The organism is Methylocystis sp. Uni0008 (assembly GCF_056838045.1).
Window position 1 is genome coordinate 1,324,244 of record NZ_CM166370.1, and the last position, 13,849, is coordinate 1,338,092.

Here is a 13,849-nt window from a genome sequence, read left to right on the forward strand (position 1 = left end):
GGCGTCTTCCTGATCACTCAGGCGCCGATTGGATGTGACGCGCCGCACTTCTCCAGTCCAGGCGTTCGTGCTACCCGCCGTCTATTGTTCGTGGACCTTGGGGGGCCATGTCATGACGATCACTTCGATGCGCCGACGCGAATTCCTGGGCGGCCTGCTTGGCGCGAGCGCCGTCATCATCGGGCGGCGCGCCTATGCCGCCGACGCGATGGAAGACATCGGCCGGCTCAAGCCGGGCGAATTCATCTGGCGTCCCGAGCTCTCCGCCGCGGGACCTGTCTCCGTCGTCGTGTCGCTGCCACAGCAGCGCGTGCACGTCTATCGCAACGGCGTCCGCATCGCCGTCTCCACCTGCTCGACCGGGAAGCCCGGACATTCGACGCCAACCGGCGTCTTCGTCGTGCTGGAGAAGGACAGGAACCATCACTCGTCGCTTTACGACGACGCACCGATGCCCAACATGAACCGCCTTACCTGGTCGGGCGTCGCGCTGCATGCCGGCAATCTGCCCGGCTATCCGGCGTCGCATGGCTGCGTGCGGCTGCCGATGAAATTTTCCGAACTGCTGTTCGGCGTCACCCATATCGGCACGCCGGTCATCATCGCCGGCGCGCACACCGATCCCTGGGAGCTGACCCATCCGGGCATGGTGCTGAGCGGCTATGCCGAACAGGAGTTCGAGCAGGTGCTTTCCGGCCTCGAAGGCAAGAAGCATCCGTCCGACTGGACGGAGTCGGAGAATTATCCCGTCACCAGCGTCATCGCCTCGTCGGCGGACCATGTGATCGAGTTGATCGAGAACGATCATGTGATCGCGAGATCGACGCTCGGCCTCGAGGGCGGCGACAAGCTCGGCTCGCACGTCTTCGTGCTGAACGGCGCCGACCAGAATTCGCGCGGCATGCACTGGAGCGCGATCACGCATCATCGCGACGATACGGCGCTTGCGCCGGACGGCAATGTGATTCAGCGGATTCGCGCCGAGCCGTCCTTCATCTCCGCCATGCAGACGCGCATGCATCCCGGCATGACGATGGTGCTGACCGACGCGCCGCTGTCGCCCGACAGCCGCTCCGGCAAGGATTTCGTGATCGTCACCACCGATTGATTCGGATTGCGTAAGGGGCGCGCCGGCGCGGGATCGGCGCGCGTCATAGGCGAACGGCTGTCGCGCGCGCCGCGTCGCGAGAGCGGCGGCGCAAAGCCGCCTTTTTGACCCATTCCTTTCACACAATAGGCCTGAGCAATCGGCGGCCGCGCAAGGCCGGCCATCGCGCCAGCGGCCTGATTTTCCGCCAACTCCGTATCCTGCACACCGGCCTCTGACGGGCAAAACGAGTCGAGGACGGTCCAAGAGAGGGGGTCAAAAATGATTCCAGCGCGACGTTTCGCTGCATCGCTGACAATCTCAGCCGCAATTCTTGCGTGTCTTTTTCCGCTGTCGCAGGCGCAGGGCCAGGAGTCGTCGGGCTGCACGGAAACAGCCGAGGTCGCGGTCCTTGCGTCGCCAATCGCGCCCTGGAAGGGCGCGCCGCTGCGCGTTCTCGTCGCCGCCGAAAAGCCGCACGACGGCGCGCTCTCGCTGATTTCGCCCGATGGAAGCGTCGCCGCCACGGGTCGCCGCCAGCTGGGCGGACCGCCCTATGTCTGGTTCGCCGAAGTCGCCGCGCCGGCCGCCGGAACCTGGCGCGCGACGCTCTCGGGCGCCGCCGTGTCCTCCGGCTGCGGCGCGGTCGCTAAGGACATTACGGTAAGCGCGCGCAAGCCGGCGGGGCCGCACACGCCGGAAGGCCGTGTCTGGGAGCTGCGCGACACATGGGATCGCGCATCGGAGAATTTGTATTCGGCGTGGGTCGCCAAGCTTTTCGACGCGCCGCTCGAAGCGGAACAGTCGTGGAAGGCGTGGCACGAAGTGGTGCGCGACCGGTCGCGCAACGTTTTGTTCAATCATCTCGGCATGGGCGAAGACAGCGTCGCGCTGTCGCTCAAGCCCGACTGCGCCGATTTCGTCTACTTCCTGCGCGCCTATTTCGCGTTCAAGATGGGTCTGCCCTTCGCCTATTCGAACTGCTCGCGCGGGGCCGGCGGCGCGCCGCCGCGCTGCAATGAGCGGTTCGACATGCTGCATCCCGAAGTGACCCGGCCCGCGCCGCCGCCCGAGCAGGCCGTGGCGTCGGCCGCCGTGCCGCCGGCGCCCACCCGTATCGCCGCCGCTCCTCCGACGAACTTCCTCCAGCAGCTGTTTTCGCAGCCTCAGCAGACCCAGCCGGGGGCGCCAGCCGCGCCGGCTGCGCCGGTCGCTCCCGCCAGGCCGCCCGCGCCGAAACGGCTCGGGCTGACGGCGGGGTTTGGCGCATTCGCGCGGGCCGTGGGCGACGTCGTCCACTCCGGTTCGGCGCGGACTTCGGCAAACAGCGACAAGACGGATTTCTACACGGTGCCGCTGTCACAGGAGGCGCTGCGTCCCGGCACGGTCTACGCCGATCCCTACGGCCACGTCATGATGCTCGTGCAGCGCGTCCCGCAGACGGTGGACGCCGCGGGCGTCTTTCTCGCCGTCGACGCCGAGCCCGACGGCTCCATCACCCGCAAGCGGTTCTGGCGCGGCAACTTCCTCTTCGTCAACGAACCCTCGCTCGGCAGCCCCGGCTTCAAGCGCTTTCGGCCGGTCGTGCTCGAAAAGGGCGGGTTGCGGGCGCTCTCCAACGGGGAGATCGCCAGGAATTCGGACTATGGCGATTTCTCGCTGGAGCAGACGCAGCTCGGCGCGGAGGAGTTCTACGACCGGATGGATGAGGTGATGTCGCCCGAGCCGCTCGATCCGATGCGCGCGATGACGGCGGCGATCACGGCGCTCGAGGAGCAGGTGAAGACGCGCGTCACGGCGGTCGAAAACGGTCGCAAGTTCCAGAACGGCGGACGCGGCGAGGCGTCCATGCCGGATGGTCCGGCGATCTTCGCGACCGCCGGGCCGTGGGAGGATTTCTCGACGCCGGCGCGCGACCTCCGCCTGCTGATCGCGATCGACGTGGTGCGCGGCTATCCCGATCGCGTCGCGCGGCGCAGCGACCGCTACGCGATGCCGAACGGCGAGAGCCCGGCCAGCGTCAAAGCGCAGCTGCAAAGCGCCCTTGCGCATGAACTCGCGGCCCGCACCTTCTCCTATACGCGCAGCGACGGCTCCGCCTGGACGCTCTCGCTGAAAGACGTCCTCGACCGCGCGGCCGACCTGGAGATGGGCTACAACCCCAACGACTGCGTCGAACTGCGGTGGGGCGCGGCGGAGGGGAACGCCGAGGCGGCGACCTGCGCGCGGCGGGCGCCGGCCGGGCAGCGCGCAAAGATGAGCGACTATCGCAGCTGGTTCCGCGAGCGCCACTGGCCGCACGCCTAGCGAAAGCGCGCGGGTTGCGCCATGTCGTTTCGCCCCCTCCCTCGCGCCTGCAAAATAGGCTAGAGTCGCAGCTTCGCGCTTTCCGGAACAAAGTCAGAATGTCGGATTTCTATCGCATCAAGCGTCTGCCCCCTTATGTCTTCGAGCAGGTGAACCGCCTCAAGGCCAAGGCGCGGGCCGGCGGCGCCGACATCATCGACCTCGGCATGGGCAATCCGGACCTGCCGGCCCCCAAGCACGTCATCGAGAAGCTCGTCGAGACCGCCGGCAAGCCGCGCACCGACCGCTATTCGGCGAGCAAGGGCATCGCCGGGCTGCGCCGCGCCCAGGCCGGCTATTACGCGCGCCGCTTCGGCGTGGCGCTCGACCCCGAATCGCAGGTCGTCGCGACGCTCGGCTCCAAGGAGGGCTTCGCCAATATGGCGCAGGCGATCACCGCGCCGGGCGACGTGGTGCTGGTGCCGAACCCCTCCTACCCGATCCACGCCTTCGGCTTTCTGATGGCCGGCGGCGTCATCCGCTCGGTGCCCTCCGCGCCGACGCCCGACTATTTCCGCGCGCTGGAACGCGCGATCCTGCACTCGATCCCCAAGCCCATCGCGGTCATCGTCTGCTATCCGTCCAATCCGACGGCGGAAGTCGCCTCGCTGGATTTCTACAAGGACCTCGTCGCCTTCGCGAAAAAGCACGAGATCTTCATTCTCTCCGACCTCGCCTACGCCGAGGTCTATTTCGACGACAATCCGCCGCCCTCCGTGCTGCAGGTGCCGGGCGCGATGGATGTCACCGTCGAATTCACCTCGATGTCGAAGACCTTCTCGATGGCCGGCTGGCGCATCGGCTTCGCGGTCGGCAATGAGCGGCTGCTGTCGGCGCTGGCGCGGGTGAAGAGCTATCTCGACTACGGCGCCTTCACGCCCGTGCAGGTGGCGGCGGTTGCGGCGCTCAACGGCTCCGACGACTGCGTCAAGGAGATGCGCGCGATCTACAAGCGGCGGCGCGACGTGATGGTCGAGAGCTTCGCGCAGGCGGGCTGGCCGATCCCGGCGCCGCGCGCCTCGATGTTCGCCTGGGCGCCGGCGCCCGAGCGCTTCCGCAACATCTCGACGCTGGAATTTTCGAAGCTGCTGATCGAGAAGGCGGATGTCGCCGTCGCGCCGGGCGAGGGCTTCGGCGAACATGGCGAAGGCTTCGTGCGTCTGGCGCTGGTCGAGAACGAGCAGCGCATCCGTCAGGCGGCGCGCAATCTGCGCCGCTTCTTCGAGACGGCGGATGCGCAGCTGCACAATGTCGTGCCGCTCGCCGCGCGGGGGTGAAGCCCCAAGCCGTCATGGCAGTCCTGGAGCGGCGCCATCGACGTGATGCCGTTCGCGGCGACTTTCAGCCGCGTCGCGGGTGGGGGCGCCTCCAAGCCGTCATGGCCGGCCTTGTGCCGGCCATCCACGTCAAGCCGCGCCACGATCATTACGTCACGTCATCGCGTGGATGCCCGCGACAAGCGCGGGCATGACGTGGTTGGTCAGCCCGCGAAATAGCGCTCCAGCACATTGAGATACACCGCGCAGAGCCCGTCGATGTCGGCGACGCGGGCGTTCTCGTCGACGGCGTGGATCGTCTCGTTGGTCAGGCCGAATTCCAGCACCGGACAATAATTGACGATGAAGCGCGCATCGGAGGTGCCGCCGGTCGTCGAGAGTTCCGGCGTATGGCCCGTCGCCTGCCGCACGGCCTCGATCACGAGTTCGGTGAAGGCGCCGGGCTTGGTGATGAAGGATTTGGCGTTCGAGGGCGGAAATTCGACTTCGACATTGGCGTTCGGCGCCGCCTGCTTGATCACCTGCCGAATACGCTCTTTAAGCGAGTCATGCGTCCAGACGTCGTTGAAGCGGACGTTGAACTCGGCGCGCGCCTCGCCCGGAATGACGTTGACCGCCTTGTTGCCGATGTCGATCGTCGAGAATTCGAGATTGGAGCGCTCGAAATGCGTCGTGCCTTTGTCGAGCTCGTGGCCTGAAAGCGCGGCGACGATGTGCGCGATGATCGGCGCCGGATTTTCCGCGCGCTGCGGATAGGCGACATGGCCCTGCTTGCCGATGACGCGAACGCGTCCGTTAAGCGAGCCGCGCCGCCCGATCTTGATCATGTCGCCGAGCGTCGAGACATTGCTCGGTTCCCCAACGATGCAGTGATCGAAGCGCTCACCGCGCAGGCGCGCCCATTCGAGGAGCTTCGCGGTGCCATTGATCGACACGCCTTCCTCATCGCCGGTGATGAGCAAGGACAGCGTCCCTTTCGGCGCGCCATGCCGCTCGACATAGGCGAGCGCCGCTGCGACGAACGCCGCGATCGCCCCCTTCATGTCCGAGGCGCCGCGGCCGTAGACGCGGCCGTCGGCGATCTCAGCGGCAAATGGATCGAAGCGCCAGCGCGCCGGATCGCCCGGCGGCACGACGTCGGTGTGGCCGGCGAAGGCGAGATGCGGCGCGCCTTCGCCGATCTTGGCGAAGAGATTGTCGATGTCGGGCGTGCCGGCTTCCGAGAACACGACGCGGTGCGTCTCGAAGCCAGCGGCCTTCAGCGCATTTTCTACGACGTCGAGCGCGCCGGCGTCGGTCGGCGTCACGGATGGACAACGGATGAGTTCGCGGGTAAGCGCAACCGCGTGGGAATGAGTCATTTTAGAAGGCTTTCGGGAGTCCGGCTTGTTTCAGGACCTCGTTCGCCGTATGGCGCGATTTCGTTGTCCGAGGCAATGTGAAGTTGCGGTTGGTAATCGGACTATGCCAGATCTCGTGGCTGCCTTTTCCAGGACGCACCAGCTTGCATCCGGCGGTGATAAGAAGCGCTACAATCTGCGGATAGAAGCCCGCCATCAGCCGGCGGCGAGCGCGAGATGCGTCTCCGCCTTGAAGGTGAGAGAAACTTCCCGCACGCTCTTCCCATCGAGATCGAGCAAGTCCGGCAAGACGGATCGAACTTCATCGATCATCGACGGCCAGGAAGGCGCCTCGACGACCAAACCCGGCGCATCGTGGCTAGTGGCGATCCAGACGTGAGCTTCGTCGTCCCAGCGGGCGTCAATTTGGATTGGCGTTGTCATGCGGAGAAAGGTCGGTCCGCGTCGGCGGCATGTCAAGAAGCCCCTGCGGCCAAGCACTTCCTCATCGCCCAGCAGAATCATCCTCCCGCCAGCCCAATTCATAGATGGTCCAGAGCGCGGCGGCGACGAAGAGCGCATCGGCGCCCCAGACATACCAGCGCGACATGACCTCGGCGGCGCGCGGCTGCCAGAAATGCGCGGCGCCGGCGACCAGCGCCAGCAGCGGCGCGACGCTCGCAAGGCCGAGCGGCGGCGCCCGTCCGCGGTTGCGAAAGCGCTTCGTCGAAAGATTGATGAAGCTCACGACGATGAGCATGACGGCGAAGGCGTAGAAGATGACATAGGCATAGGCCAGCACCGTCATCGGCGCGAAGAACGGCGTCGTCGCGAGGTCATGGACCGAATAGGGCTGAAGCGCGAACCAGATCAGCGTCAGCGCCAGAAGAACCGCGGCGAGCGCGCCCGCGCCGCGCAACCAGGTGGCGCGATCGATGCGGCCCTGTTCCGTCTGATAGAGAAAGCGCAGGCGCTCGCGGTCCATCAATCCCTCAGGAGTTCGTTGATGCCTGTTTTGCTGCGCGTCTGCGCGTCGACCGTCTTGACGATCACCGCGCAATAGAGCGACGGGCCAGGCGCGCCGTCCGGCAGGGGCTTGCCCGGCAGGCTGCCGGAAACGACCACCGAATAGGGCGGCACATAGCCCATGTGAACCTTGCCGGTGGCGCGATCGATGATCTTGGTCGAGGCGCCGATAAAGACGCCCATCGACAGCACCGAGCCTTTGCCAACGACGACGCCCTCGACGACCTCCGAACGCGCCCCGATGAAACAATCGTCTTCGATGATCGTTGGGTTCGCCTGCAAGGGCTCCAGCACCCCGCCGATGCCGACGCCGCCGGAAAGATGCACATTCTTGCCGATCTGCGCGCAGGAGCCGACGGTGACCCAGGTGTCGACCATCGTCCCGCTGTCGACATAGGCGCCGAGATTGACGAAGGAGGGCATGAGGATCGCGCCCGGCGCGACATAGGCCGAATGGCGCACGATCGCGCCCGGCACGGAGCGAAAGCCCGCCGCCGCGTGCTCGCCAGCGCCCCAGCCGACGAATTTCGAGGGGACCTTGTCCCACCAGGTCGCGCCGCCCGGCCCGCCCGCGATCACCGCCATGTCATTCAGGCGGAAGGAGAGCAGCACGGCCTTCTTGAGCCACTGATTGACCTTCCAGCTCTCGGGGCCTTCTTGGCCTTCGATCTTCTCGGCGACGCGCAGCTTGCCGGCGTCGAGCAGACGTAGCGCGCTGTCGACGGCGCGGCGGATGTCGCCCTGCGTCTCCGCGGTGATATTGGCGCGATCCTCGAAAGCGGCGGTGATGAGCGTCTCAAGTCCCGTGTGCGGCATGAAATTCCCGAAAATGATGCGGTGAAGGCTGGCGCGGTTGTAGGGGTCTGGCGAGGGGAGTCAACAAGGGTCGGGGAGCAACGCCCGCCCCCTCTTCATCCGCATGCCGAGGAGTCGCGACCCTCTCCGCGTCATGCCCGCGCTTGTCGCGGGCATCCACGTGGCGCCGCGCTACGAATGCCGGCAGCATTGGCGGAACGTCCCGGCGTGGATGGCCGGAACAAGCCCGGCCATGACGCGGGCATGTGGGTCGCTTATTGAAGCAGCCCTTCCAAAAACCCCACCAGATCATCCGTCACGAAATCCACATGCGGCTCGTCGCCGGTGGCGATCTCCCAGGCTTCGCGCTCGGGACCTTCGTCATGCGGCGGGACGACCAGCACCGTGGTCATGCCGCGCGCATGCGGCACGACGAGATTGCGGTCGATGTCCTCGAAAATCGCGGCGCTTTTCGGCTCGATCTTCAGCTTCTCGAAAAACCGCATATAGGCGCCCTCGTCGGGCTTGGCGACGAAGTCCGCGGCGATAATGTCGAAAATGTCCTCGAAAACATGATCGATGCCGAGCTGCTTCGCGGTTTCGGTCGCATGATGACGCGAGCCATTGGTGAGGATGAGCTTGCGTCCGGGCAGCGCGGCGATGGCGTCGGCGAGCGAATGATTATGCGCCAGCGACGAACGGTCGATGTCGTGCACATAGGCAAGATAGGCCTCGGCGTCGATCCCGTGTTCGGTCATCAGCCCGCGCAGCGTCGTGCCATAGCGGCGATAGTAATGCTTTTGCAGCGCGCGCAGCGAAATCGCGTCGAGCCCGAACAGCCGCATCATGAACAGCGTGATGCGCGCGTCGATCTTCGGCCAGAGATCCGCCGTCTGCGGATAGAGCGTATTGTCGAGATCGAACACCCATGTGTCGATCTCCGTAAAGCGCGATCTGTCGGGCAGGAGTTTGGTCATGCGAATTGGCGCAGGACGCGCGCTCCCCTCCCCCTTGCGGGGAGGGGTTGGGGGTGGGGGGCGCACTCGAATACAGTTCGCGAGATGCCCCCCCTCCCTAACCCTCCCCCGCAAGGGGGGAGGGAATAACCGCGCGCCGCTTTGTCGTTCCGCATCACTTCGCCAATATCTCCGTCACCCATGACGGGACGATCTCGCTTGCTGGGCCGTAACGCCTGTCGTCGAATTCTGCGGCATTGTCTGATGGCTCGAGATTGAGTTCGCAGCAGCGTAAGCCCCTTGCGCGCGCTTCGCGCACAAAGCCCGCCGCCGGATAGACGGCGCCCGACGTGCCGATCGCGGCGAAGAGATCCGCCGCCGCCAGCCCGGCGTATATCTCCTCCATATAGAGCGGCGTTTCGCCGAACCAGACGACATGCGGACGCAGCGCGCCGGCGCAGCCGCAGCGTGAATCGGTCGTCAGCTCTTCCCGGCAATCGCGCACGGCGCCGCAGGAGGGGCAGCGCGCTTTGAGCAATTCGCCATGCATGTGAATGACGCCTGTCGAGCCAGCGCGTTCGTGCAGATCATCGATGTTCTGCGTGACGAGCGTGAGTGCGCCGCCATGCCGCGCGAGACCTGACTCAAGACGCGCCAGCGCGACATGCGCGGCGTTCGGCGAAGCGGCGAGGAGATTGCGCCGCCGCGCATTATAGAAGTCGTGCACCAGCGCCGGATCGCGCGCGAACGCTTCCGGCGTCGCGAGCTGCATCGGATCGTAGCGTTTCCACAGCGCCGCGCCCGGCCCGCGAAAGACGCCGAGGCCGCTTTCGGCGGAGACGCCGGCGCCGGTGAGAACGAAAATGTTCATCGCCGTTCTCCGCGCGTCATGCCCGCGCGCGTCGCGGGCGTCCACGCCGTGCGGCCGGAGCGTCAAACTCGATCGTGCATCCCTCGTGACCGCGCGGCTTCTCGGCGTGGTGGCTGGCACAAGCCCGCCATGACGCGCCGACGAGGATCCGATGTCGCTTACTTTCACCGAGTGATCAGCGTTCCCGCGCCGTGGTCAGTGAGCAATTCGATCAGCACGGCGTGCGGCAGTTTCCCGTCGAGAATTACGACGCCCTCGACGCCCCGTTCGATGGCGTACATGCAGGTCTCGACTTTTGGAATCATGCCGCCAGTGATCACGCCTTCGGCGATGAGGCCTGGAATGTCGTCGACCTTCAGCTCCTCGATGATGTTTTTGTCCTTGTCGAGGACGCCCGGCACGTCGGTAAGGAAGATGAGACGCTTGGCGTGCAGCGCGCCGGCGATCGCGCCCGCGAAGGTGTCGGCGTTGACGTTATAGCTCGCGCCGTCCGGCCCCTGCGCGACGGGCGCCAGCACCGGAATGAGTTCGCGGCCCAGCACCTGATCGAGCACGGTCGTGTCGACCTTCTCCGGCTCGCCGACAAAGCCGAGATCGACGCCGTCGGGGCGCTCGAGCTTCTTGGCGGTGACCATGCGGCCGTCCTTGCCGGTCAGGCCGATCGCGCGGCCGCCCTCCGAATTGATGAAACCGACGATCTGTTTGTTGATGGCGCCGGCGAGCACCATTTCGACGACGTCCATCGTCTCCTCGTCGGTGATGCGCAGGCCATCCGCGAAGCGCGACTCGACGCCGAGCCGCTTCAGCATCGCGCCGATCTGCGGCCCGCCGCCATGCACGACGACGGGATTAACGCCGGACTGTTCGAGCAGCACCATGTCGCGCGAGAAATCACGCGCGACCTGATCGTCGCCCATGGCGTGGCCGCCGTATTTCACCACGACGATGGCGTCGTCGTAGCGCAGCATATGCGGCAGCGCCTGCATGAGGATGCGGGCTTGCTGGAGCGCGTTGTCGACGGCGTCGGTCATGGTGGAGCCTCGCGGGGCGCAACTCTCTCAGGGTGATCGGGTGAAGGGCTTCCTCATCCTGAGGAGCGTGCGCAGCACGCGTCTCGAAGGACGAGGAAGCCCTTCACCCGATTCCCCAGGCGCTGCCCTCTCCCAGGGTTGACGCGCCCAACTAGCGCGCGGGGCCCGTCGCATTCAAGCGTTTCGTTCGGCGATGAGCCTGGCGATCGCTGCGCGCAGTTCGGCGATTCCCTCGCCGTCATGCGCCGAGGTGAAAATGACCTCGGGATAGGCGGCGGGACGCTTCTCCAGCGCCTTTAAGGTGGCGGCGAGGACCTCCTCGCGCTCCGCCGCCTTCAACTCGTCGCGCTTGGTCAGGATCGCCTGATAGGAGACGGCCGACTGATCGAGGAGGTCGAACATCTCATCGTCGAGAGGCTTGACGCCGCGGCGACCGTCGACGAGAACGAAGACGCGCGCGAGGCTCGCCCTGCCCTTGAGATAATCGCGCATCAGCTGCGACCAGTTCGCGACCTTTTCCTTGCCGACGGCCGCGTAGCCATAGCCCGGCATGTCGACGAGACGCAGCCGCTCGGCGCCGGGCGCGCCGCCAAGCGCGAAGAAATTGAGCTGCTGCGTCCGGCCCGGCGTATTGGAGACGCGCGCAAGCGTCTTGCGGTTGGTCAGCGCGTTGAGAAGCGAGGACTTGCCGACATTGGAGCGTCCGGCGAAGGCGATCTCCGGCGGGCCGAGCGGCGGCAGATCGCTCGCCTTGGCGCTCGCGAAAATGAAGTCGCAGGGGCCGGCGAAGAGAAGGCGGCCCTGTTCCGGAAAGTCTGTCTCTGCGGCGTCTTGCATAGGATCGGCAGTCGACGGTCGGGCTTCGGCAGTAGATCATACGACTGCCGATCGCCGACTGCCGCGTTTACGCCCTCTGGAACGTCTTGCGCAGATTGTCCCAGAACTCGAACTTCACGCCGGCGCGCTTCATGATCACGCCCTGCTGAACGATCGACAGGAGATTGTTCCACGTCCAGTAGATCAGCAGGCCCGAGGCGAAGCCGCCCATGGTGAATGTGAAGATCACCGGCATCCAGGCGAACATCGTCTTCTGAATCTCGTCGGCGGGCTCCGGATTCATCTTCATCTGCAGCCACATCGAGACGCCCATCAGCAGCGGCCAGACGCCGAGCGCGAGATAGGGGCCGAAGATGGCGATATGGGTGGGATCGAAGGGCAGCACGCCGAACAGATTGAAGACGTTGGTCGGATCGGGCGCCGAAAGGTCCCTGATCCAGCCGAAGAAGGGCGCGTGACGCATTTCGATCGTCACGACCAACACCTTGTAGAGCGAGAAGAAGACCGGAATCTGCACGATCACGGGCAAACAGCCGCTCGCGGGATTGACCTTCTCCCGCTTGAAGAGCTCCATCTGCTCCATGTTGAACTTGTGCTTGTCGTCGCCGTATTTTTCCTTCAGCTCTTTGATCTTCGGCTGAATCGCCTTCATTTTGGCGATCGACTGATAGCTCTTGTTCGCCAGCGGCAGGAAGGCGAGCTTGACGATCACCGTCACCGCCAGAATGGCGAGGCCGAAATTGCCGAGCAGCTTGTAGAGGAAGTCGATGAGCCGGAACATCGGCCGGGTGATGAAGTAGAACCAACCCCAGTCGATCAGGAGATCGAAGCGCTTCAGGCCAGGATTTTCCTTATAGGCGTCGAGCACGTCGACGACCTTGGCGCCGGCGAAGACAAAGGTCGTCGCCTCGGACGACTCCCCGGGAGCGACCGTTTTGGGATCGCTGACCGTGTCCGCCTGATAGGTTTTCAGCGCGCCGCCCATCGACGCGTAGCGCGCCTCCATCGGCGCATTCTGATCGGGCGCGACGACCGCCGCCCAATATTTGTCCGTCAGTCCAACCCAGCCGCCGACGCCCTTGAACGTCTTGACCGCGTTGTCCTCCTTCTCGATCTTGTCGTAGGTGACTTCCTGCCCGGCGTCGCCAACGACGCCGACGAAGCCTTCGTGCAGCGCCGCATAGCCGGCGGAGGGCGGGTGGCCGACGCGGCTCACGCGCGCGTAGTTGTAAACCGTGATGGGCTTGCCGGCCTTGTTTTCAACGCTGTCCTTGACGGTGAAGAGATATTCGTCGTCGAGCGAGATGACGCGCTTGAAGACGAGGCCCTGGCCATTGTCCCAGGTGAGCGTCACCGGCTTCGCTGCGGTCAGCCTGTCGGCATCCGCCGTCCACAGCGTCTCGGTGGTCGGCAGAGCCGGCGCATTCTCCGTCTCGGCGGTCAGATAGCCGAGTTCAGCGTAGTAGGGGCTCGGACCGTCTTCGGGCGAAAGCAGCGTGATGATCGGACTCGAGGGGTCCACGGTCTCGCGGTAGTTCTTGAGCGAGACGTCGTCGATGCGCGCGCCCTTCAGCGCGATCGAGCCGGAGATCGACCGCGTGTCGATGGCGATGCGCGGACTCAGCGCCAGCGCCTCGGCGCGAGTCTTGGGCGCGGCCTTGACCGGAGGCGCGGCAGCCGTCTTCTGCTCGGGCGCGCCGAGTTTCGGAGTCTGGGCGAGGCGCGTCTGCTCCGATTGCGACTTGCGCTGCCTGTCCATCTCGGGGAAGGCGTAGAAATAGTCCCACAGGCCGATGAAGACCAGCGACAACGCCGCGGCGAGGAGCATGTTCTTGGTGTTTTCATTCATGGCCGCGTAAGCCTGTCTTCCTGTTTGCGTCTCGAACCCGCCGCGCCGCGATCATTCAGTCTGGCGAGTCCTTCGGTCATCTGCGCGAGCAGTTCGGCGAATGGCGCGGAGAGGGCGGCGCGCCGCGCGACGAAGACGTAATCGCGACCGGGCTTCGCGCCAAGGGCGCCGCCAAGCCGCAAGGCTTCGCGGAGCCGGCGGCGAATGCGGTTGCGCCCCACGGCGCCCGCGACCTTGCGCGTAACGGTCAGGCCGAAACGCGCCGGCGCGTGCGGCTCCGTGAGTTCCCGCGGCGCCATCTGCACCGTGAAGGCGGGCATTCCAACCCGCGCGCCGTGCGACGCGCGCACGAAATCGCCGCGCCGCCGCAGCGTCTCGGGGCGCGAGGACTTCTCGTTTTCGGCGGGGACTTGCGCCATCATGCAGTCATCCGC

14 protein-coding genes are annotated in these 13,849 nt (G+C 65.6%); 3 read left to right on the forward strand and 11 right to left on the reverse strand.

The features are described from left to right. Positions 1-112 precede the first annotated feature (112 nt). The 3 genes from AC0X69_RS06480 to AC0X69_RS06490 all read left to right on the forward strand — a co-directional run bounded on the left by AC0X69_RS06480 (position 113) and on the right by AC0X69_RS06490 (position 4,710). Entirely contained in the window at positions 113-1,108 is a 996-nt protein-coding gene (locus tag AC0X69_RS06480; protein ID WP_482612428.1) for a L,D-transpeptidase, read from the forward strand. A 261-nt stretch (positions 1,109-1,369) separates the two neighbouring features. Then, positions 1,370-3,394, forward strand: coding sequence for a hypothetical protein (locus AC0X69_RS06485; RefSeq protein ID WP_482612430.1), 2,025 nt, complete (start codon positions 1,370-1,372; stop codon positions 3,392-3,394). Positions 3,395-3,492: 98 nt separating this feature from the next. Continuing rightward, on the forward strand, positions 3,493-4,710 hold the full coding sequence (locus AC0X69_RS06490) for an LL-diaminopimelate aminotransferase (protein ID WP_482612432.1): 1,218 nt from the start codon (positions 3,493-3,495) through the stop codon (positions 4,708-4,710). A gap of 203 nt (positions 4,711-4,913) precedes the next feature. Here the strand turns inward: AC0X69_RS06490 and dapE are convergent, their stop codons facing one another. The 11 genes from dapE to rnpA form a co-directional block, all read right to left on the reverse strand. Then, complete coding sequence (gene dapE, locus AC0X69_RS06495; RefSeq protein WP_482612434.1) at positions 4,914-6,071, reverse strand: succinyl-diaminopimelate desuccinylase; 1,158 nt, start codon at positions 6,069-6,071, stop codon at positions 4,914-4,916. Position 6,072: 1 nt separating this feature from the next. Next, complete coding sequence (locus AC0X69_RS06500) at positions 6,073-6,267, reverse strand: type II toxin-antitoxin system HicA family toxin (RefSeq protein WP_482612436.1); 195 nt, start codon at positions 6,265-6,267, stop codon at positions 6,073-6,075. Next, positions 6,267-6,494: a DUF1902 domain-containing protein gene (locus AC0X69_RS06505; RefSeq protein ID WP_482612438.1), complete on the reverse strand. Its 228-nt coding sequence runs from the start codon at positions 6,492-6,494 to the stop codon at positions 6,267-6,269. The genes AC0X69_RS06500 and AC0X69_RS06505 overlap by 1 nt, the downstream gene beginning before the upstream one ends. A 61-nt stretch (positions 6,495-6,555) precedes the next feature. Continuing rightward, positions 6,556-7,035 (reverse strand): hypothetical protein, encoded by a 480-nt coding sequence (locus AC0X69_RS06510; protein WP_482612440.1) that lies wholly within the window; start codon positions 7,033-7,035, stop codon positions 6,556-6,558. Beyond that, positions 7,035-7,892 (reverse strand): 2,3,4,5-tetrahydropyridine-2,6-dicarboxylate N-succinyltransferase, encoded by an 858-nt coding sequence (gene dapD, locus AC0X69_RS06515; protein WP_482612442.1) that lies wholly within the window; start codon positions 7,890-7,892, stop codon positions 7,035-7,037. The genes AC0X69_RS06510 and dapD overlap by 1 nt, the downstream gene beginning before the upstream one ends. Before the next feature lie 254 nt (positions 7,893-8,146). Continuing rightward, positions 8,147-8,848, reverse strand: a complete 702-nt coding sequence (locus tag AC0X69_RS06520; RefSeq protein WP_482612444.1) for a pyrimidine 5'-nucleotidase — start codon at positions 8,846-8,848, stop codon at positions 8,147-8,149. 154 nt (positions 8,849-9,002) lie between these two features. Continuing rightward, positions 9,003-9,698 (reverse strand): NAD-dependent deacylase, encoded by a 696-nt coding sequence (locus tag AC0X69_RS06525; RefSeq protein WP_482612446.1) that lies wholly within the window; start codon positions 9,696-9,698, stop codon positions 9,003-9,005. A gap of 164 nt (positions 9,699-9,862) precedes the next feature. Beyond that, a complete protein-coding gene (argB, locus tag AC0X69_RS06530) occupies positions 9,863-10,729 on the reverse strand; it encodes an acetylglutamate kinase (protein ID WP_482612448.1) in 867 nt (288 codons plus the stop codon). Positions 10,730-10,903: 174 nt separating this feature from the next. Beyond that, positions 10,904-11,566: a ribosome biogenesis GTP-binding protein YihA/YsxC gene (gene yihA, locus AC0X69_RS06535; protein WP_482612450.1), complete on the reverse strand. Its 663-nt coding sequence runs from the start codon at positions 11,564-11,566 to the stop codon at positions 10,904-10,906. 67 nt (positions 11,567-11,633) lie between these two features. Next, positions 11,634-13,415 carry a membrane protein insertase YidC gene (gene yidC, locus AC0X69_RS06540; protein ID WP_482612452.1) on the reverse strand — a complete coding sequence of 594 codons (1,782 nt, stop codon included), beginning with the start codon at positions 13,413-13,415 and terminating at the stop codon, positions 11,634-11,636. Next, positions 13,412-13,837, reverse strand: coding sequence for a ribonuclease P protein component (gene rnpA / locus AC0X69_RS06545; protein WP_482612454.1), 426 nt, complete (start codon positions 13,835-13,837; stop codon positions 13,412-13,414). The genes yidC and rnpA overlap by 4 nt, the downstream gene beginning before the upstream one ends. Between the last annotated feature and the right edge of the window lie 12 nt (positions 13,838-13,849).